Source organism: Simplicispira suum (assembly GCF_003008595.1).
Taxonomy (GTDB): domain Bacteria; phylum Pseudomonadota; class Gammaproteobacteria; order Burkholderiales; family Burkholderiaceae_C; genus Simplicispira; species Simplicispira suum.
On record NZ_CP027669.1, the window covers coordinates 1,941,377 to 1,960,525 of the forward strand.

The 19,149-nt window shown below is 59.0% G+C and carries 11 protein-coding genes, 2 tRNA genes and 3 rRNA genes; 14 read left to right on the forward strand and 2 right to left on the reverse strand.

Going from position 1 to position 19,149, the window contains the following annotated elements; all coding sequences use genetic code 11:
* The first annotated feature begins 138 nt into the window (after positions 1-138).
* Complete coding sequence (locus C6571_RS09020) at positions 139-636, forward strand: LPS-assembly lipoprotein LptE (RefSeq protein ID WP_106446394.1); 498 nt, start codon at positions 139-141, stop codon at positions 634-636.
* Positions 637-648: 12 nt separating this feature from the next.
* Here C6571_RS09020 and rocF read toward each other — a convergent pair whose 3' ends face one another.
* Positions 649-1,599, reverse strand: a complete 951-nt coding sequence (rocF, locus tag C6571_RS09025; RefSeq protein ID WP_211300719.1) for an arginase — start codon at positions 1,597-1,599, stop codon at positions 649-651.
* 171 nt (positions 1,600-1,770) lie between these two features.
* Between rocF and holA the strand changes: the two genes are divergently transcribed.
* Entirely contained in the window at positions 1,771-2,826 is a 1,056-nt protein-coding gene (holA, locus tag C6571_RS09030; protein ID WP_106446395.1) for a DNA polymerase III subunit delta, read from the forward strand.
* An 8-nt stretch (positions 2,827-2,834) separates the two neighbouring features.
* On the opposite strand, the gene C6571_RS09035 is transcribed toward holA, so the two are convergent.
* A complete protein-coding gene (locus tag C6571_RS09035) occupies positions 2,835-3,044 on the reverse strand; it encodes a dodecin family protein (protein ID WP_106446396.1) in 210 nt (69 codons plus the stop codon).
* Positions 3,045-3,175: 131 nt separating this feature from the next.
* On the opposite strand from C6571_RS09035, the gene C6571_RS09040 reads away from it, so the two are divergent.
* The 12 genes from C6571_RS09040 (at position 3,176) to rrf (ending at position 18,940) form a co-directional block, all read left to right on the forward strand.
* The gene (locus C6571_RS09040) at positions 3,176-4,456 is read left to right on the forward strand and encodes a glutamate-5-semialdehyde dehydrogenase (RefSeq protein ID WP_106446397.1); all 1,281 of its coding nucleotides are present in this window, start codon (positions 3,176-3,178) and stop codon (positions 4,454-4,456) included.
* A 16-nt stretch (positions 4,457-4,472) separates the two neighbouring features.
* Positions 4,473-5,915: a Trk system potassium transporter TrkA gene (trkA, locus tag C6571_RS09045; protein WP_106446398.1), complete on the forward strand. Its 1,443-nt coding sequence runs from the start codon at positions 4,473-4,475 to the stop codon at positions 5,913-5,915.
* Between the two features lie 5 nt (positions 5,916-5,920).
* Entirely contained in the window at positions 5,921-7,387 is a 1,467-nt protein-coding gene (locus C6571_RS09050; RefSeq protein ID WP_106446399.1) for a TrkH family potassium uptake protein, read from the forward strand.
* Positions 7,388-7,436: 49 nt separating this feature from the next.
* Positions 7,437-8,732 carry a glutamate--cysteine ligase gene (gene gshA, locus C6571_RS09055; RefSeq protein WP_106446400.1) on the forward strand — a complete coding sequence of 432 codons (1,296 nt, stop codon included), beginning with the start codon at positions 7,437-7,439 and terminating at the stop codon, positions 8,730-8,732.
* A gap of 150 nt (positions 8,733-8,882) precedes the next feature.
* Entirely contained in the window at positions 8,883-10,751 is a 1,869-nt protein-coding gene (locus tag C6571_RS09060; RefSeq protein ID WP_106446401.1) for a potassium transporter Kup, read from the forward strand.
* Positions 10,752-10,956: 205 nt separating this feature from the next.
* Positions 10,957-12,147, forward strand: coding sequence for a benzoate/H(+) symporter BenE family transporter (locus tag C6571_RS09065; protein WP_211300720.1), 1,191 nt, complete (start codon positions 10,957-10,959; stop codon positions 12,145-12,147).
* A gap of 44 nt (positions 12,148-12,191) precedes the next feature.
* Entirely contained in the window at positions 12,192-13,136 is a 945-nt protein-coding gene (gshB, locus tag C6571_RS09070; RefSeq protein WP_106446403.1) for a glutathione synthase, read from the forward strand.
* Between the two features lie 460 nt (positions 13,137-13,596).
* A 16S ribosomal RNA gene (locus tag C6571_RS09075) occupies positions 13,597-15,131 on the forward strand.
* Positions 15,132-15,240: 109 nt separating this feature from the next.
* Positions 15,241-15,317 (forward strand) — tRNA-Ile (locus tag C6571_RS09080).
* Between the two features lie 51 nt (positions 15,318-15,368).
* Positions 15,369-15,444 (forward strand) — tRNA-Ala (locus tag C6571_RS09085).
* A 356-nt stretch (positions 15,445-15,800) separates the two neighbouring features.
* Positions 15,801-18,682, forward strand: a 23S ribosomal RNA gene (locus C6571_RS09090).
* A 145-nt stretch (positions 18,683-18,827) separates the two neighbouring features.
* Positions 18,828-18,940: ribosomal RNA gene (gene rrf, locus C6571_RS09095) — 5S ribosomal RNA — on the forward strand.
* The 16S, 23S and 5S rRNA genes sit together here with 2 tRNA genes alongside, the layout of an rRNA operon.
* Positions 18,941-19,149: the final 209 nt, after the last annotated feature.

Sequence of the window (19,149 nt, forward strand, 5' to 3'; positions counted from 1 at the left end):
CCCCGCTCTCGCTGCGCTGCGCACAGCGGGCAGGGGGACGCCGCCAGCGCGGCGGGGCGGCCCTTGCGCGGCGGCTGCTGGGCTGCGCTGTGTCGATTTCATGGCCCGTCGGTGACTCGAACGCAATGGATAATTGAGATGCAAAGACGCATGCTGTTCACCCTGGCGTCTTCGGCGCTACTCGCCGGCTGCGGCTTCCGCCTGCGCGGCGTGCCGCAGTTCGCTTTTCGCTCGCTGTACATCAGTGCGCCCGCCGGGTCGCTGCTGGCGCTGGAGCTGCGCCGCACGCTGGCGACGGCGGGTGGTTCGCTGCAGGTGCTCAGCGATCCCGCATCGCTGCCCCAGGCCGAGGCGGTGTTTGAGCTGCTCTCCGAGAAGCAGGAGCGCTCGGTGGTCGGCTTCAACGCGTCGGGCCAGGCACGTGAACTCGAACTGCGTCTGCGTATTCGTTTTCGTCTGCGCAACCAGGCCGGCACCGAATTGATCGCCCCCACCGAAATCCTGCAGCAGCGCGAGATCAGCTACAACGAAACCATCGCCCTGGCCAAGGAAGCCGAAGAGGCGCTGCTGTACCGCAACATGCGCAGCGATCTGGTGCAGCAACTGCTGCGCCGGTTGGCCGCAGTCAAACCCTGAATCAACGCGTTTTCAGCGTCCTGGCCGCTCGCGCATCAGCGTGCTTTTGCCAAACAGAGACTCCACCAGGTCCACCGCCAGTCGCGCCGTCTTGTTGCGCACGTCCAGCGCCGGGTTCAATTCAACAATGTCGAGTGAGGCCAGGCGGCCGCTGTCGGCAATCATTTCCATGCACAGTTGCGCCTCCCGGTAGGTCGGGCCGCCGGGCACCGTGGTGTCCACGCCCGGTGCGAGTTCGGGGTCCAGAAAGTCGACGTCAAAGCTCACGTGCAGATGGGTGGCATCGTCCATGCCAGCCAGGGCGCGCTGCATGGTCTCTCGCATGCCCACTTCGTCAATGAAGCGCATGTCATAGACCTCCAGGCCCTGCTCGCGCACCAGTCGCTTCTCGCCTGCGTCCACGCTTCGGATGCCGATCTGGCGGATCTGCGCCGGGGTCAAGGCATTGCGACCGTCCGGCAGGCGTGCCAGTGCGGTCAGGGGTTCGGGGCCGAGCCCGAACAGGCAGGCAACGGGCATGCCGTGCAGGTTGCCGCTGGGGGTGAGACCGCTGGTATTGAAGTCGGCATGGGCGTCGAGCCAGAGCACGCGCAACGTTTTGCCGGTGTCATGGCAGTGGCGCGCCACTGCCGCGATGCTGCCCAGGCCCAGGCAATGGTCGCCGCCGAGCAGCACCGGCAGGTGCCCCGCCTGCAGCTCGGAAAGCACCGCAGCAAACACCGCCTGGTTCCAGGCGACAACTTCGGGCAGGTGGCGGTAGCCACCGCTGGGCGGTTGCCAGGGGTTTGCGGGGCCATGCAGGTTTCCGCGGTCGATCACGTCCAGCCCATGGTTCTCCAGTGCAGCCTGCAACCCGGCCACGCGCAGCGCTTCCGGGCCCATGGACGCTCCGCGAGAGCCGGCACCAATATCGGTGGGTGCGCCAATCAGCGCCAGGGTCTGTGCAGGGTTGGACAAGGTCATGGCAGATGGCAGATGCGTCTTGAGCGAAGATCGCCATTGTGCGCACGAGCGCCAGCAGGGGGTAGCCCGCCGTTTGCTCTTTCTGTACGCCAAATTGACGATCGGCCAGACCTTGTTGGCGAATTGCCGCAGAGCAAGGGGGCGATAGCGCCTTGCCATAGACTTGCCCCGATGCAAATTGCCCTGGCCCAACTCTCCGCACAGCTGCAGCGCGGTCTGGCGCCGTTGTATCTGCTGCATGGCGACGAAGCCTTGCTGATCGAAGAGGCCGCCGATGCCGTGCGTGCCGCAGCACGTGCTGCCGGCCATACGGAACGTACGGTGTTTGTCGCAAGCGGAGCCCGGTTTGACTGGAGCGCTGTGCTGGCTGCTGGCGGCAGCCTGAGCCTGTTTGCAGACCGCCAGACGGTAGAGTTGCGCGTGCCCTCCGGCAAACCCGGTAAGGAGGGCAGCGCGGCCTTGCAACAACTGGCCGCAGCGGCCGAGCCGGGCTCCAGCACGCTGGCCCTGGTCTTGATGCCCAGGCTCGACAAGGCAACGCGCTCGGGCGCATGGTTTGGCGCGCTGGCGGCTGCCGGCGTGGCAGTGCAGATCGATGCGGTCGAGCGGCCTGCGCTGCCCCAATGGATTGCCCAGCGCCTGGCCCTGCAGGATCAGCGGGTGCCACAGGGCGAGGCAGGCCAGCGCACGCTGCAGTTTTTTGCCGACCGGGTCGAAGGCAATCTGTTGGCAGCGCACCAGGAAATCCAGAAGCTGGCGCTGCTGCATCCGGCGGGGGAGTTGTCGCTGGAGCAGGTCGAGTCGGCCGTGCTCAACGTGGCGCGCTACGACGTGTTCAAGCTCAGCGAGGCGGTTCTGGCAGGCCAGGTGCTGCGTGTGCAGCGCATGCTCGACGGCTTGGAAGCCGAAGGCACGGCGGCGGTGCTGGTGCATTGGGCGTTGTCGGACGACATCCGCGCGCTCAAGCGCATTGCCGATGCGATGGCCGCGGGGCGTCCGCTGCCCATGGCGCTGCGCGAGGCGCGCGTCTGGGGCGCCAAGGAGAAGTTGTACGAGCGCGTGCTCGGCCACCTGGCGCCATCTGCTGCGGGGCGTTTGCTGCAATCCGCCCACCTGGTGGACGGCATCGTCAAGGGTCTCAAGGTGCCCGATTGGCCGCAGGACGCCTGGGAAGCATTGCACCGGCTAGCGCTGCAATGCACCCGCGTCTGCAGAGGCCCTCAATAAGGCAGGAGTCAGCCCTTCGCGCCGCCGACGAATGTGACCTGCATGTTCACCCGGTAAGCGGTGATGCGGCCGCCTTCCACCGTCACCTTTTGCTCCTTGATCCACGCACCGCGCACCTGGGACGCGTCCTGGCAGGCATTGGCAATGCCCTGGGCAATGGCATCTTCGAAGCTGGTCTTGCTGGTGGAACTGACTTCAATTACTTTGGCGACGCTCATGGAAACTCTCCGTTGGATGGCAAAAGAGCCATCCTAGGCAGAGTGTGCGGGTGGCCTTGTCGGACGCCGCGCCCCATCACGGTAGGCGCGCCGCACGGCCCTGGTCCGGCCCTTCTGCCAGAATCCTGGCCATGAACGCTCTTAACGTCACCGAATACGTCCAGACGCTGGGTTTGCAGGCAAAAGTGGCTTCAGCGCTTATGGCATCAGCGTCAGCAGCTATCAAAAATGTTGCGCTCAGAAGCTTGGCCAGCCAGTTGCGTGCGCAGGCGCCGCAGCTGAAAGAGGCCAATTCCCTCGATTTGGCGCGTGCTCGCGCCGCCGGCCTGGCCGAGCCCATGGTGGATCGCCTGAAATTGACCGACCAAGTGCTGGAAACCTGTGCGCAGGGCTGCGAGCAGCTCGCTGCCATGCCAGACGTCATTGGCGAAATTGTGGGGATGAACCAACAGCCCAGCGGCATCCGCGTGGGCCGCATGCGCGTACCGATTGGCGTCTTCGGCATGATTTACGAGAGCCGGCCCAACGTCACCATCGAGGCAGCGAGTCTGGCCATCAAAAGCGGCAACGCAGCGATCCTGCGCGGTGGCTCCGAGGCCATCGAGTCCAACCGGGCGCTGGCGCTGCTGGTGCAGCAGGCGCTGCAGGCCGCCGGCCTGCCGCAGGACGCGGTGCAACTGGTGCAGACCACCGACCGCGAAGCCGTGGGCCAGCTCATTGCCATGCCAGCGTTTGTGGACGTGATCATCCCGCGCGGTGGCAAGGGGCTGATCGAGCGCATCAGTGCCGGCGCAAAGGTGCCGGTGATCAAGCACCTGGACGGCAACTGCCACAGCTACGTCGACGATCCTTGCGACCTCGATATGGCGCTGCGCGTGGTGGACAACGCCAAGACGCAGAAGTACAGCCCCTGCAACGCAAGCGAAAGCCTGCTGGTGGCCCGCGCGGTGGCGCCGGAGTTTTTGCCGCGCATCGGCGCCGTCTTCGCGAAAAAACAGGTCGAAATGCGGGTTTGCGCTGAATCCATGGCGTTGTTAGCTCCTATTTCAGGAGCAAAACTGGTCCCCGCCACCGAGCAGGACTGGGCCGAGGAATACCTGGCGCCGGTCATCAGCATCAAGGTGGTGGCAGGTGTGGACGAGGCCATCGCCCACATCAACCGCTATTCAAGCCACCACACCGACGCCATCCTCACGCGCGACCACCTGCATGCCCAGCAGTTTTTGCGTGAGGTCGATTCGGCCAGCGTCATGGTGAACGCCAGCACGCGGTTTGCCGACGGCTTCGAGTACGGCCTGGGCGCGGAAATCGGCATCAGCACCGACAAATTCCACGCCCGCGGCCCGGTGGGCATCGAAGGCTTGACCTCGCTCAAATGGGTGGTCTTGGGCCAGGGCGAGGTGCGCGGCTGAGCAGCCGCAGGCAAGCATGAAAATCATCATCCTCGGCGCCGGCCGCGTCGGCTGCAGCGTGGCGGAGAGCTTGGTGTCCGAGCGCAACGACATCACCGTCATTGATATTGACGCGCGGCGGGTGCGCGAACTTGAGTCGCGCTTTGACTTGCGCGGTGTGGTCGGCAATGGCATCGAGGCCAGTGTGCTGGCCGAGGCCGGGGCGAGAGATACCGACCTTTTGATTGCCTGCGCGGCGCAGGACGAAACGAATCTGGTGTGCTGCAAAGTGGCGCAACTCCTGTTCAACATTCCGACACGCATTGCCCGTGTGCGCTCTGCGGGTTTCGACAGCGAAGCGCTGACCAGCAACGAAGGCTTTGGTGTCAGCCGCATCATTTGCCCGGAAGAGTCGCTCACGCGCTACATCGGCAAGCTCATTGAGTACCCGGAGGCCATGCAGGTGCGCGAGTTTGCTGGTGGCCGCGCCTGCCTGGTCTCGACGCGTGCACGCGCAGGCGCACCCATGGTCGGCAATACGATTGGCGCGATCCGCGCCAGCATGCCGGACCTGGCCATGCGCATCGTCGCCTTGTACCGGCGCTTTCCGGACGAGCCCGATCGTTTTGTTGCCTGCGATGGCGAAACGCGCATTGAGGCGGCGGACGAGGTGTTTGCGCTCTCCGCCAGCGAGAACATCGCGCAGGTGCTGCGCGGCCTGCACCGGCCCGTGGGGCACGTGACCCGCACGGTGCGCCGGGTGATGATTGCCGGTGGCGGCGCCGTAGGCCTGCGCCTGGCTCAGCAACTGGGGCAAGAGCCGGGCCGTTTTCACGTCAAGATATTCGAGGAAGATGCCGAGCGCAGCGTCGAACTGGCGTCGATGCTGCCGTCCGAAGTACTGGTGCTGCATGGCGAGGCGACCGACGAAGACCTGCTGGCGGCCGAGACCATCGAGGACGTGGACCTGTTCCTCGCGCTCAGCAATGACGATGAGAACAACATCATGGCAGCCCTGCTCGCCAAGCGCATGGGCGCGCGCCGGGTGCTGGCGCTGATCAACCGGCGCAGCTATGCCGATCTGATGCACGGCACGCAAATCGACATCGCGCTCTCGCCCGCCCAAGCCATGCTGGGCGAACTGCTGGCCCATGTGCGCCGCGGCGACGTGCAGGCGGTGCACAGTCTGCGCCGAGGCGTCGCTGAAGCGCTGGAAATGGTGGCGCGCGGCGACCGCAAGAGTTCGCGGGTGGTAGGCCGCAGGGTTAAGGAGTTGCGCTTGCCGACCGATGTGCACATGGGCTTGATCGTGCGCGGCCTGGTGGACGTCGGCGTGGCAGCCGAGCAGCCGCCAGAGGTCATCATTCCGCACAGCGACACCGTGATTGAGCAGGGCGACCATGTCGTGTTCTTTCTGCCGCACAAGCGCTTGGTGGGCGATGTGGAAAAGCTTTTTCGCGTCAGCGCGACCTTCTTCTGAGCGCCATGTCCGACGTGCTACCGGTTCTGCGGGTGCTTGGCATGCTGGTCATGCTGTTCGCTCTGGCCATGGGAGTTCCCCTGGCGGTGTCTTTGCACCAGCAGGACGGCGTTTGGCAGGTATATCCGATTGCCATGGCAGTCGCCTTGGTGAGCGGCTCCGCGCTCACCTTCGGCCTGCGTCGTTACCAGCGCGAGCTGCTGCCACGCCATGGTGTCATGCTGGTGTCGCTTGCCTGGTCGCTGTTGCCGCTGGTGGCTTCGCTGCCGCTCACTTTGGCGTGTGGACTGGCAGGCCGGCCCATTTCGTTCACGCATGCGTACTTTGAGGCGGTCTCTGGCCTGACCACCACTGGCGCGACGATTTTCACCGGACTCGACGCGCTACCGGTTTCGGTGAATGTCTGGCGCACGCTGCTGCAATGGATTGGCGGCATGGGCATTCTGGTGCTGGCCGTGGCGGTGCTGCCCATGTTGGGTGTAGGCGGCAGCCAGCTCTTCAAGGCCGAAGCAGCCGGCCCGGTGCGCGATACCAAGCTCACCCCGCGCATGACCGGAACGGCCAAGGGGCTCTGGGGCGTGTACGGCACGTTTTCGCTCGCGTGCGTGCTCGCCTATTGGCTGGCCGGAATGGAGCCACTCGACGCTTTGATGCACATGTTCAGCACTGTGAGCTTGGGCGGGATGTCGTCCCACGATGCAAGTTTTGGCCATTTCCGCTCACCGCTGCTGGAATGGATCGCGGTGGGCTTCATGCTGCTTGCGAGCTGCAACTTTGCGCTGTACTTCATCGCCATGCGCAAAGGCCACGTGCGCGAATTCATGAGTGACCCCGAGATGCGGGCTACGCTGGGAACGCTGGTCGGGGTGGGCCTGTTCATTGGCTTGCTGCTCTGGATCAAGGGCGTTTACGCTCCCGTCGAGGCGCTGCGCCAGGGCTTGTTTCACACCATTTCAGTTGCTTCCACCACCGGCTACGCAAGCAGCGACTATCTGGGTTGGCCGGTGTTTGCGCCGGTGATGATGCTGATGCTCTCGGGCGTGGCCACCAGCGCCGGCTCCACAGGCGGTGGCATCAAGATGGTGCGCATGCTGATTCTGTTCAAGCAGGCGCAGCGCGAACTTACTCGTCTGGTGCACCCCAATGCTGTGCAACCGGTGCGTCTTGGTGGGCGGGTTGTCGGCAGCCCCATGATTTTCTCCGTACTGGCGTTCATGTTGGTGTACGCGGCCACGCTCATTCTTCTCAGCATGGTGTTGATGCTGACGGATCTGGACCCGGTGACGGCTTTTAGCGCGGTGATGGCGAGTCTGCACTGCATGGGGCCGGGCCTGGGCGCGGTTGGACCGACCTCGACCTACGCGGTGCTCACCGATTTCCAGGTGTGGGTCTGTACCCTGGCGATGGTGCTTGGGCGGCTGGAGATCCTGAGTTTCCTTGCCCTGCTGACGCCTGCCTTCTGGCGTCGCTGAGCGCTGGCTGCACTTCTACAATCGCCCGATCCCCTTTGCAAGGCTCCGCATGGTTCCGCATCTCATCACCGCCCTTACGGGGCCCATCAACGAACTTGAGCAGCGCGTCATCGACTCGATGCCGGCGACGGAGCGCTGGTTTCGCCTGGAATGGATGGAGCACACGCCGCCGTTCTATACGTCGGTAGATATCCGCAATGCCGGCTTCAAGCTTGCGCCTGTGGACACCAACCTGTTTCCGGGTGGCTGGAACAACCTCACGCCTGAGATGCTCCCGCTGGCCGTGCAAGCCGCCATGGCGGCAATTGAAAAGATCTGCCCGGAAGCGCGCAACCTCCTCATCATTCCAGAGAACCACACGCGCAACAGTTTCTACCTGAGCAATCTGGCGCAGCTGCAGCGCATCTTCAATATGGCTGGGCTCAATGTCCGGATAGGTTCGGTGAGCCCGGACGTGAAGAAGTCCACGGTGATTGAGCTGCCTCACGGAGAGAGCCTGACGCTCGAACCCGTGGTGCGCACGCGGGGGCGCCTGGGCCTCAAGCACTTCGATCCTTGCACCATCTTGCTTAACAACGACCTGTCTGCTGGCGCGCCCGGTATTCTTGAAGATCTGCACCAGCAGTATCTGCTGCCGCCGCTGCACGCAGGCTGGACCGTGCGACGCAAGAGCACGCATTTTCGCAGCTACGAAGAAGTTGCCAAACGGTTTGGCAAGGTTCTTGGCATCGACCCCTGGCTGATCAATCCGCTGTTTGGCAAATGCAGCGACGTGGACTACAGCACGCAGCAGGGTCTGGACGCGGTGCAGGTCCAAGTGGATGCCGTCCTTGGCAAGGTGCGGCGCAAGTACAAGGAATACGGCATCAAGGAAAAGCCCTTTGTGGTTGTCAAGGCCGACAACGGCACCTACGGCATGGGCGTCATGACGGTGCGCGACCCCAAGGATCTGGAAGCGCTCAATCGCAAGACGCGCAACAAGCTGGCCGTGGTCAAGGATGGTCAGCTGGTGCACGACGTTATCGTTCAGGAAGGCGTGCTGACCCAGGAGCGCCTCAACGGCGCCGTGGCGGAACCCGTGGTCTACATGATGGATCGCTATGTCGTCGGGGGCTTCTACCGGATGCATCCGGACCGCGGCGTGGACGAAAACCTGAATGCGCCCGGAGCAGCCTTTGTCCCCTTGGCCTTTGACCAAAGCACGCACATGCCCCAATTGGGTGCGCGACCAGGCGCCAGCGCGCCCAACCGCTTCTATATGTACGGCGTGGTGGCCCGACTCGCCATGCTGGCTGCCAGCTACGAACTCGAAGCCACCAACCCGGATGCCGAAATCTACGATTGAGCACTGCGTGGCGGCTTTGCAACAAATTGCAATCGAAGTAGAACGCGGCGCGATGGGCATGTTCGCATAACCGCAGTCCGGCGCAGAATGACCGGCCCGATCTCCTGAGGTGGCGGGGCGCCTGAAAGCGCCTTTGCTGTCGCCCTGTTTGTGCAAAGCTCGAAATCTTCTCTATCGGCCCTGACCCTTGCCGCCATTGGCGTGGTGTATGGCGACATAGGCACCAGCGTCCTCTACGCCGTCAAAGAAGTTTTCGGCTCTGGCTATGTGCCTTTCACCCAGGACAACATCTACGGCATCCTGTCGATTTTTTTCTGGACGCTGACCGTCATCGTCTCCCTGAAGTACGTGGTGCTGGTGCTGCGCGCGGACAACAACGGTGAAGGTGGCTTGGTAGCCATGCTGGCCCTGGCCTCGCAGGCGGTACTGGACAAGCCCCGATTGCGCCAGGTTTTGCTCGGCGTGGGTATCTTTGGAACCTCCTTGTTCTATGGCGATGGCGTGATCACGCCGGCCATTTCGGTACTTTCGGCTGTGGAAGGCCTGGAAGTGGTCTCCACGCAGTTCACCGAGTACGTGATTCCATTGACCCTGTTGGTGTTGTTCTGCCTGTTTTTTGTGCAGAAGAGGGGCACCGGCGGCATTGGCAAGTTTTTTGGACCGATCACGCTGGTCTGGTTGCTGACCATTGCAGCATTGGGCGTTTCGCACATCCTTACCCATCCGGAGATCCTCTGGGCGCTCAGCCCGCACCATGCTTTGCGCTTCATCTTCGCCAATCCGGGAACCAGTTTCGTGATTCTGGGCGCGGTGGTGCTGTGCGTGACCGGTGCGGAGGCGCTGTATGCGGACCTGGGGCATTTTGGTAAATTGCCCATCCGCATTGCCTGGTTTGCCGTAGTCATGCCGGCACTGACGCTGAACTATTTCGGCCAGGGTGCCCTGCTCTTGGCGCATCCCGAAGCCGTCAAGAACCCGTTCTACATGATGGCGCCCGACTGGGCATTGGTGCCGCTGGTGTTGCTTGCCACCATGGCTACCGTTATCGCTTCTCAAGCATTGATTACCGGCGCCTTTAGCGTGACCAAGCAGGTGATTCAGCTCGGCTATCTGCCGCGACTCAACATCCAGCATACGAGCGTGCGAGACACTGGGCAGATTTACCTGCCGTTCGTCAATTGGGGCCTTTTTGTGGCCATCGTGCTGGCCGTGGTCCTGTTTCGCTCTTCCAGCAACCTCGCGTCGGCTTATGGCATCGCGGTGACGCTCGATATGCTGATCACGACGGTCTTGACGTTTTTTGTGCTTCGGTTCGGCTGGCACTACCCATTGGCCCTTTGCCTGGGTGCGACAAGCTTTTTCTTCGTTGTTGATCTGGCCTTCTTTACATCGAACCTGCTCAAGCTCTTTCAAGGTGGTTGGTTCCCGCTGATGATCGGCGGCATCGTCTTCACACTCATGACCACCTGGAAGGAGGGGCGCCGCCTGCTTAACGAAAAACTGCGCAGCGATGCCATCGCCTTGCCTGATTTTCTCGAATCGGTGTTCATCAACCCGCCCACTCGCGTGGATGGAACGGCCGTGTTCTTGAGTGCAGAAGCCGGGACGGTCCCCAATGCGCTCCTGCACAATCTCAAGCACAACAAGGTGCTGCATAGCACCAATCTGTTCGTCACGGTCCATAACCACGAGGTACCTTGGATCGGCCTCGACGGGCGCCTGCAGGTGGATTCCCTGGGACACGACTGCTGGCAGGTGGTCATTCACTATGGATTCAAGAACGACCCCGACGTGCCCCGCGCCTTGCAGCTGCTGCGTGGGCGAGGTTGTGATTTGGAGCCAATGACGACCAGCTATTTCCTGTCGCGCGATACGGTCATTCCCACGATTGGCAGTGGCATGGCTCCCTGGCGTGAAAAGCTATTTGCGCAAATGCACCACAACGCGGGGGCCGCAGCGGATTTTCTGAATCTTCCCAACAACGCAGTGGTGGAGCTGGGCTCAAAAATCGAGATATGAGGGCCGCAGCGCTGTTGCAGGGCCGACGCAGCTTTGTCCTGATTCGCCGCCATCGGGCCTGTGCTCGCTGAGCGGATACGGGTGACACGCATCACGTCATCGGTACGGAAGACCGAGCGTGTTGGATGGCATGCCATACGGACCGAAAATCCTCGCGCAATAGGGCGACCCTGTCACGCTGATCTCGACAGGCAAAATGCCTGCCATGCAATTCTTCAAAGACCTTAGCCTTTCGGCTGTCAGTGCGGGTTTTGTTGCCGTGCTTGTCGGTTTTACCAGTTCCGTCGCGATCGTTTTTCAGGCAGCGCAGTCCTTTCATGCAACGCCTGCAGAAATTACTTCGTGGATGTGGGCGCTGGGCTTGGGCATGGGCCTGTGCTCCTTGCTGCCATCACTGGTACTGCGCAAACCCGTCATGATCGCGTGGTCTACACCTGGCGCGGCCGTATTGGCCACTGCTGGCGCTACGGGCCAGTTTGACATGGCGCAGGCAGTGGGTGCTTTCGTAGCGTGTGCCGCGCTCATCACGCTGGTCGGCCTGACAGGCTGGTTCGAGCGCGTGATGAATCGCATCCCAGCCGAAATTGCGGCGGGACTGCTCGCCGGCGTGCTGGCGCGCTTTGGTATGGATGCTTTTGCTGCGGCCCAAACCGCTTTGCCACTCATTCTTGTAATGCTGGGTGTCTACTTGCTCTCGCGCCGCGCCGCTCCCCGCTACGCCGTCGTGGCGACTCTGGGCGCAGGCATCGCCTACGCGGCGCTGGCCGGTCAAATGCAGTGGTCATCTGTCACCTGGGAACTCGCCGTACCTCAATTTACGGCGCCGCGATTCGAGTGGAGCGCGATCGTCAGCTTGGCGTTGCCCTTGTTTGTTGTCACGATGGCATCGCAAAATCTTCCGGGGGTCGCCGTGATTCGTGCGTCTGGCTATCAGCTTCCCGTGTCCCGTCTCATCACACTGACGGGTGTAGCGACGCTTGTATTGGCCCCATTTGGTGCTTTCGCGCTGAACTTCAGTGCCATCACTGCGGCCATCTGCATGGGTCCGCAGGCCCATGCAGATCCTTCCCGGCGCTACACCGCTGCAGCTGCCTGTGGGGTGTTCTACGTGCTTATCGGTATCTTTGGTGCCGTAGTGACAGGATTACTGACCGCATTCCCGCGCGAACTTGTTGTCGCCATCGCCGGCTTGGCGCTCCTGGGAACCATCGGAGCAGGCCTCGCCAGTGCCCTGCGGGACGAGGGTCACCGGGAAGCCGCATTGATTACCTTCTTGGTGACGCTGAGCGGAGTCGTCATTGCCGGCATCGGCTCAGCATTCTGGGGGGTGGTGGCAGGCAGTGTGGCATTGTTTGTGCAACAGTACGCCAACAGCCCCACTCGGGAAGAATCCTGAGCGGGAGTTTCCGCCCATTTTTCACCGATTTTTTGCCCCACCCCATGCACTATTTGTTTGTCGCCGATCCGCTCGAAGCCTTCAACCCCAAGAAGGACACCACCTTCGCCATGATGCGCGAAGCGGTGCGACGCGGGCATACCCTAGCGGCTTGCGAGCCCGCAGATTTGCACTGGGAGTTGGGCGGAAAAGTGCAGGCACGAGTCCGCCAAATCACCCTGACGGGCCGCGCTGCAGACTGGTTTGAGGAAACCGGAACGGACGTTGCCACGTTGGCGGATTTTGGGGTGGTCTTGATGCGAAAAGATCCGCCATTTGACAGCGAGTACTTCTATTCCACCCACCTTCTCGAGCAGGCCGAGCGGGAGGGCGCGCGCGTCTACAACAAGCCCCGTGCGTTGCGCGATCACCCGGAAAAACTGGCCATCCTTGAGTTCCCGGAATTCATTGGCCCGACGCTGGTGACGCGCAATGCGGCAGATATCCGGAAATTTCATTCGGAGCACCACGACATCATTCTTAAGCCCTTGGACGGAATGGGGGGCATGGGAATCTTTCGCGTTGGTCCCGATGCGATGAATTTGGGCAGCATTTCCGAAACGCTCAATCGCGGAGGGGCCCAGAGTGTGATGGTGCAAAAATTTCTTCCTGAGATTGCAGAGGGCGACAAGCGCATCTTGATCATTGACGGCGAGCCTGTGCCGTTCTGCCTGGCGCGCATTCCCCAAGGCAGCGAGGTTCGCGGCAACTTGGCTGCTGGAGGCAAGGGTGTCGCCCGCCCACTAAGCCAGCGCGACTGGGAGATAGGCAAGGCGCTAGGGCCGATCCTTGCTGGACGTGGACTCTTGCTGACCGGTATCGATGTCATTGGAGACTGCGTCACCGAAATCAATGTCACCAGCCCCACCTGCTTTCAGGAAATTCAGCAGCAAACGGGTTGTGACGTGGCTTCCATTTACCAGGACGCACTCGATCGCCTGTTGGGCTGAGCGCTAGCGGCAGCGCCTGCTGCCGACGCAAAAATTTCCTCTGATTTGATCATTCCTATCGAAAACCCGTACTACAATGCGAGGCTCAGCTGGATGTGGTGAAGATCTGAAGGGGTCTAGTCGGTGCGGCTGTGGTGGTGGGGAGGTATGGAGGCGGATTGGGGTTGGCGAAAAATTCTTTCGTTGACTTTGACAGGAGCCAAGAAATCCTGCTATAATTCAAGGCTTCGCTGATCGCAGCGGGGCAGGCTGGCAAGAAGGGGTTAAGACTCTCGGATGCTGGCGCGGAACATTAAAAACATACAGCCGATAAGCGTGGGCGTTTGAGGCATTAGGCCTAAAGTTCTTTGGAACAAAAGAAGTCTTCATTGGCTTCGCAAACGCTCATGAGAGAGAAGTGAAGTTCACTTCAATTCTTAATTTTGAGTGTGCCTCGAGAGAGGCAAAAAAACACAAGATCGAACTGTAGAGTTTGATCCTGGCTCAGATTGAACGCTGGCGGCATGCCTTACACATGCAAGTCGAACGGTAACAGCACTTCGGTGGCTGACGAGTGGCGAACGGGTGAGTAATACATCGGAACGTGCCCGAGAGTGGGGGATAACGCAGCGAAAGCTGTGCTAATACCGCATACGATCTACGGATGAAAGCAGGGGATTCGCAAGGACCTTGCGCTCATGGAGCGGCCGATGGCAGATTAGGTAGTTGGTGGGATAAAAGCTTACCAAGCCGACGATCTGTAGCTGGTCTGAGAGGACGACCAGCCACACTGGGACTGAGACACGGCCCAGACTCCTACGGGAGGCAGCAGTGGGGAATTTTGGACAATGGGCGAAAGCCTGATCCAGCCATGCCGCGTGCAGGATGAAGGCCTTCGGGTTGTAAACTGCTTTTGTACGGAACGAAAAGATCTCTTCTAATAAAGGGGGTCCATGACGGTACCGTAAGAATAAGCACCGGCTAACTACGTGCCAGCAGCCGCGGTAATACGTAGGGTGCAAGCGTTAATCGGAATTACTGGGCGTAAAGCGTGCGCAGGCGGTTATATAAGACAGATGTGAAATCCCCGGGCTCAACCTGGGAACTGCATTAGTGACTGTATAGCTAGAGTGCGGCAGAGGGGGATGGAATTCCGCGTGTAGCAGTGAAATGCGTAGATATGCGGAGGAACACCGATGGCGAAGGCAATCCCCTGGGCCTGCACTGACGCTCATGCACGAAAGCGTGGGGAGCAAACAGGATTAGATACCCTGGTAGTCCACGCCCTAAACGATGTCAACTGGTTGTTGGGAATTTACTTTCTCAGTAACGAAGCTAACGCGTGAAGTTGACCGCCTGGGGAGTACGGCCGCAAGGTTAAAACTCAAAGGAATTGACGGGGACCCGCACAAGCGGTGGATGATGTGGTTTAATTCGATGCAACGCGAAAAACCTTACCCACCTTTGACATGTATGGAAGACTGCAGAGACGCAGTTGTGCTCGAAAGAGAGCCATAACACAGGTGCTGCATGGCTGTCGTCAGCTCGTGTCGTGAGATGTTGGGTTAAGTCCCGCAACGAGCGCAACCCTTGTCATTAGTTGCTACATTTAGTTGGGCACTCTAATGAGACTGCCGGTGACAAACCGGAGGAAGGTGGGGATGACGTCAAGTCCTCATGGCCCTTATAGGTGGGGCTACACACGTCATACAATGGCTGGTACAAAGGGTTGCCAACCCGCGAGGGGGAGCCAATCCCACAAAGCCAGTCGTAGTCCGGATCGCAGTCTGCAACTCGACTGCGTGAAGTCGGAATCGCTAGTAATCGTGGATCAGAATGTCACGGTGAATACGTTCCCGGGTCTTGTACACACCGCCCGTCACACCATGGGAGCGGGTTCTGCCAGAAGTAGGTAGCCTAACCGCAAGGAGGGCGCTTACCACGGCAGGGTTCGTGACTGGGGTGAAGTCGTAACAAGGTAGCCGTATCGGAAGGTGCGGCTGGATCACCTCCTTTCTGGAAAACTGGCCAAAGGCCTTGAACGTCCACACTTATCGGTTGTTGGAAGAAGTCGCTGGAGTGGCGCGCAGCGACAGTTGCGCGGTGCTTTGACAGAGGCCGACTTGGGTCTGTAGCTCAGTTGGTTAGAGCACCGTCTTGATAAGGCGGGGGTCGGTGGTTCGAGACCACCCAGACCCACCAAGTGCTGCAGGCCTGGTCAGTCAGAAGCGATACGACAATAATGCGATTCCTGGGGGATTAGCTCAGCTGGGAGAGCACCTGCTTTGCAAGCAGGGGGTCGTCGGTTCGATCCCGTCATCCTCCACCAACCAAAAACGAATCGGGCATTCAACACCAAAGCGGCTTTGCGAAAGGCTGCTTTGTTGTTGATCGATATTGATCGATCAATCGGCTGTTCTTTAAAAATTCATAGAGTCGAATCAGAGTTGTCGACGGAAAGTATCGCAAGATGCACCGTGCCGTCGGCAACAAGAATTTTTGATTGCGTCAAAACGAATATTCAAACTTTGGTTTAGAAATAAATCTGGGTTAGAAATTCAAATGTAATTACGATGAGAGCTCGAAAGAGCTGGAGTCGATTACGGCATAACGCGCAAGGTGAAAGACCTTGCAAGTCAGGCGCTGTGATGGAGATAACTTCGCAAGGAGTTGTCAAAGTTATAGGGTCAAGTGACTAAGAGCATGTGGTGGATGCCTTGGCGATGATAGGCGACGAAAGACGTGATAGCCTGCGAAAAGCTTCGGGGAGCTGGCAAATAAGCATTGATCCGGAGATATCTGAATGGGGAAACCCACCTAGCAATAGGTATCGCATGATGAATACATAGTCATGCGAGGCGAACCGGGTGAACTGAAACATCTCAGTAGCTCGAGGAAAAGACATCAACCGAGATTGCGAAAGTAGTGGCGAGCGAAATCGCAAGAGCCTTGCAGTGATAGCACGACAGCTAGCAAAACGGGATGGAAAGCCCGGCCATAGCAGGTGATAGCCCTGTATGCGAAAGTTGACGTGTGGTACTAGGCTGCAGACAAGTAGGGCGGGGCACGAGAAACCTTGTCTGAATATGGGGGGACCATCCTCCAAGGCTAAATACTCATCATCGACCGATAGTGAACCAGTACCGTGAGGGAAAGGCGAAAAGAACCCCGGGAGGGGAGTGAAATAGATCCTGAAACCGCATGCTTACAAAAAGTAGGAGCCTCGCAAGGGGTGACTGCGTACCTTTTGTATAATGGGTCAGCGACTTACATTCAGTGGCAAGGTTAACCGAATAGGGAAGCCGTAGAGAAATCGAGTCCGAATAGGGCGAACATAGTCGCTGGGTGTAGACCCGAAACCAAGTGATCTATCCATGGCCAGGATGAAGGTGCCGTAACAGGTACTGGAGGTCCGAACCGACTAATGTTGCAAAATTAGCGGATGAGCTGTGGATAGGGGCGAAAGGCTAAACAAACTTGGAAATAGCTGGTTCTCTCCGAAAACTATTTAGGTAGTGCCTCAAGTATTACCGTCGGGGGTAGAGCACTGTTTAGGCTAGGGGGTCATGGCGACTTACCAAACCTATGCAAACTCCGAATACCGACGAGTACAGCTTGGGAGACAGAGCACCGGGTGCTAACGTCCGGACTCAAGAGGGAAACAACCCAGACCGCCAGCTAAGGTCCCTAAAATTGGCTAAGTGGGAAACGAAGTGGGAAGGCTAAAACAGTCAGGATGTTGGCTTAGAAGCAGCCATCATTTAAAGAAAGCGTAATAGCTCACTGATCGAGTCGTCCTGCGCGGAAGATGTAACGGGGCTAAGCCAGTTACCGAAGCTGCGGATGTGCAATTTATTGCACGTGGTAGGAGAGCGTTCTGTAGGCCTGTGAAGGTGCCTGGTAATGGGTGCTGGAGGTATCAGAAGTGCGAATGCTGACATGAGTAGCGTTAAAGGGGGTGAAAAGCCCCCTCGCCGTAAGCGCAAGGTTTTCTACGCAACGTTCATCGGCGTAGAGTGAGTCGGCCCCTAAGGCGAGGCAGAGATGCGTAGCTGATGGGAAACAGGTCAATATTCCTGTACCGATCAATAGTGCGATGTGGGGACGGAGAAGGTTAGCTCAGCCAACTGTTGGATATGTTGGTTCAAGCCTGTAGTCGTGCCCGGTAGGCAAATCCGCCGGGCTTAGATGAGGGGTGATAACGAGTGTGCTTGCACACGAAGTGAGTGATACCCTGCTTCCAGGAAAAGCCACTAAGCTTCAGCTATTGACGACCGTACCGCAAACCGACACTGGTGCGCGAGATGAGTATTCTAAGGCGCTTGAGAGAACTCTGGAGAAGGAACTCGGCAAATTGATACCGTAACTTCGGGAGAAGGTATGCCCCAAGTAGGTGAACCTGTACAAGGCGAGCCCAAAGGGGTTGCAAAAAATCGGTGGCTGCGACTGTTTAATAAAAACACAGCACTCTGCAAACACGAAAGTGGACGTATAGGGTGTGACGCCTGCCCGGTGCTGGAAGATTAAATGATGGGGTGCAAGCTCTTGATTGAAGTCCCAGTAAACGGCGGCCGTAACTATAACGGTCCTAAGGTAGCGAAATTCCTTGTCGGGTAAGTTCCGACCTGCACGAATGGCGTAACGATGGCCACACTGTCTCCTCCAGAGACTCAGCGAAGTTGAAATGTTTGTGATGATGCAATCTACCCGCGGAAAGACGGAAAGACCCCATGAACCTTTACTGTAGCTTTGTATTGGACTTTGAACAGATCTGTGTAGGATAGGTGGGAGGCTTTGAAGCGTGGTCGCTAGATCATGTGGAGCCAACGTTGAAATACCACCCTGGTGTGTTTGAGGTTCTAACCTAGGTCCCTTATCGGGATCGGGGACAGTGCATGGTAGGCAGTTTGACTGGGGCGGTCTCCTCCCAAAGCGTAACGGAGGAGTTCGAAGGTACGCTAGTTACGGTCGGACATCGTGACGATAGTGCAATGGCATAAGCGTGCTTAACTGCGAGACTGACAAGTCGAGCAGATGCGAAAGCAGGACATAGTGATCCGGTGGTTCTGTATGGAAGGGCCATCGCTCAACGGATAAAAGGTACTCTGGGGATAACAGGCTGATACCGCCCAAGAGTTCATATCGACGGCGGTGTTTGGCACCTCGATGTCGGCTCATCTCATCCTGGGGCTGTAGCCGGTCCCAAGGGTATGGCTGTTCGCCATTTAAAGAGGTACGTGAGCTGGGTTTAAAACGTCGTGAGACAGTTTGGTCCCTATCTTCCGTGGGCGCTGCAGATTTGAGGAAGCCTGCTCCTAGTACGAGAGGACCGGAGTGGACACACCTCTGGTGTACCGGTTGTCACGCCAGTGGCATCGCCGGGTAGCTAAGTGTGGAAGAGATAACCGCTGAAAGCATCTAAGCGGGAAACTCGTTTCAAGATGAGATCTGCCGGGGGCTCGACCCCCCTGAAGAGTCGTTCTAGACCAGGACGTTGATAGGCTGGGTGTGGAAGCGCAGCAATGCGTTAAGCTAACCAGTACTAATTGCTCGTGCGGCTTGACCCTATAACTTTGATAAAATCCGATTCACATCGGGTCCATCAGAGCTGATTTGTTATGCCAACAGACGCAAACCAAAAATTCCCCTGATTCCATACTCTATGAATTCGCCTTGTTGAACACATCAGTTCAGCAAAGCTCAAAAGTTATGCCTGACGACCATAGCAAGTTGGTCCCACTCCTTCCCATCCCGAACAGGACAGTGAAACGACTTCGCGCCAATGATAGTGCGGGTTCCCGTGTGAAAGTAGGTCATCGTCAGGCTCTTACAGCCCTGCCACACCCCCTTGAATCCCTCAGGTTCAAGGGGGTTTCGGCTTTTGCAGAACACAAAAATCACCCTCCGTTTGCACTACGCAGAAAATCATCGCGTACGTTAATGAACACCAATGACCAACCGTCTCGCCATAATGTCAGTTCTGGGGGCGCATAGCGCTGTTCGCATTACAGGTGAGCGTCCGAGCAGCTAGCAA

Bases quoted from the DNA above. Each gene is read 5' to 3' on its own strand.
- C6571_RS09035 (WP_106446396.1), bottom strand. From the start codon at position 3,044: ATGAGCGTCGCCAAAGTAATTGAAGTCAGTTCCACCAGCAAGACCAGC.
- C6571_RS09050 (WP_106446399.1), top strand. From the start codon at position 5,921: ATGTCCGACGTGCTACCGGTTCTGCGGGTGCTTGGCATGCTGGTCATG.
- rocF (WP_211300719.1), bottom strand. From the start codon at position 1,599: ATGACCTTGTCCAACCCTGCACAGACCCTGGCGCTGATTGGCGCACCC.
- gshA (WP_106446400.1), top strand. From the start codon at position 7,437: ATGGTTCCGCATCTCATCACCGCCCTTACGGGGCCCATCAACGAACTT.
- holA (WP_106446395.1), top strand. From the start codon at position 1,771: ATGCAAATTGCCCTGGCCCAACTCTCCGCACAGCTGCAGCGCGGTCTG.
- gshB (WP_106446403.1), top strand. From the start codon at position 12,192: ATGCACTATTTGTTTGTCGCCGATCCGCTCGAAGCCTTCAACCCCAAG.
- C6571_RS09065 (WP_211300720.1), top strand. From the start codon at position 10,957: ATGCAATTCTTCAAAGACCTTAGCCTTTCGGCTGTCAGTGCGGGTTTT.
- C6571_RS09040 (WP_106446397.1), top strand. From the start codon at position 3,176: ATGAACGCTCTTAACGTCACCGAATACGTCCAGACGCTGGGTTTGCAG.
- trkA (WP_106446398.1), top strand. From the start codon at position 4,473: ATGAAAATCATCATCCTCGGCGCCGGCCGCGTCGGCTGCAGCGTGGCG.
- C6571_RS09020 (WP_106446394.1), top strand. From the start codon at position 139: ATGCAAAGACGCATGCTGTTCACCCTGGCGTCTTCGGCGCTACTCGCC.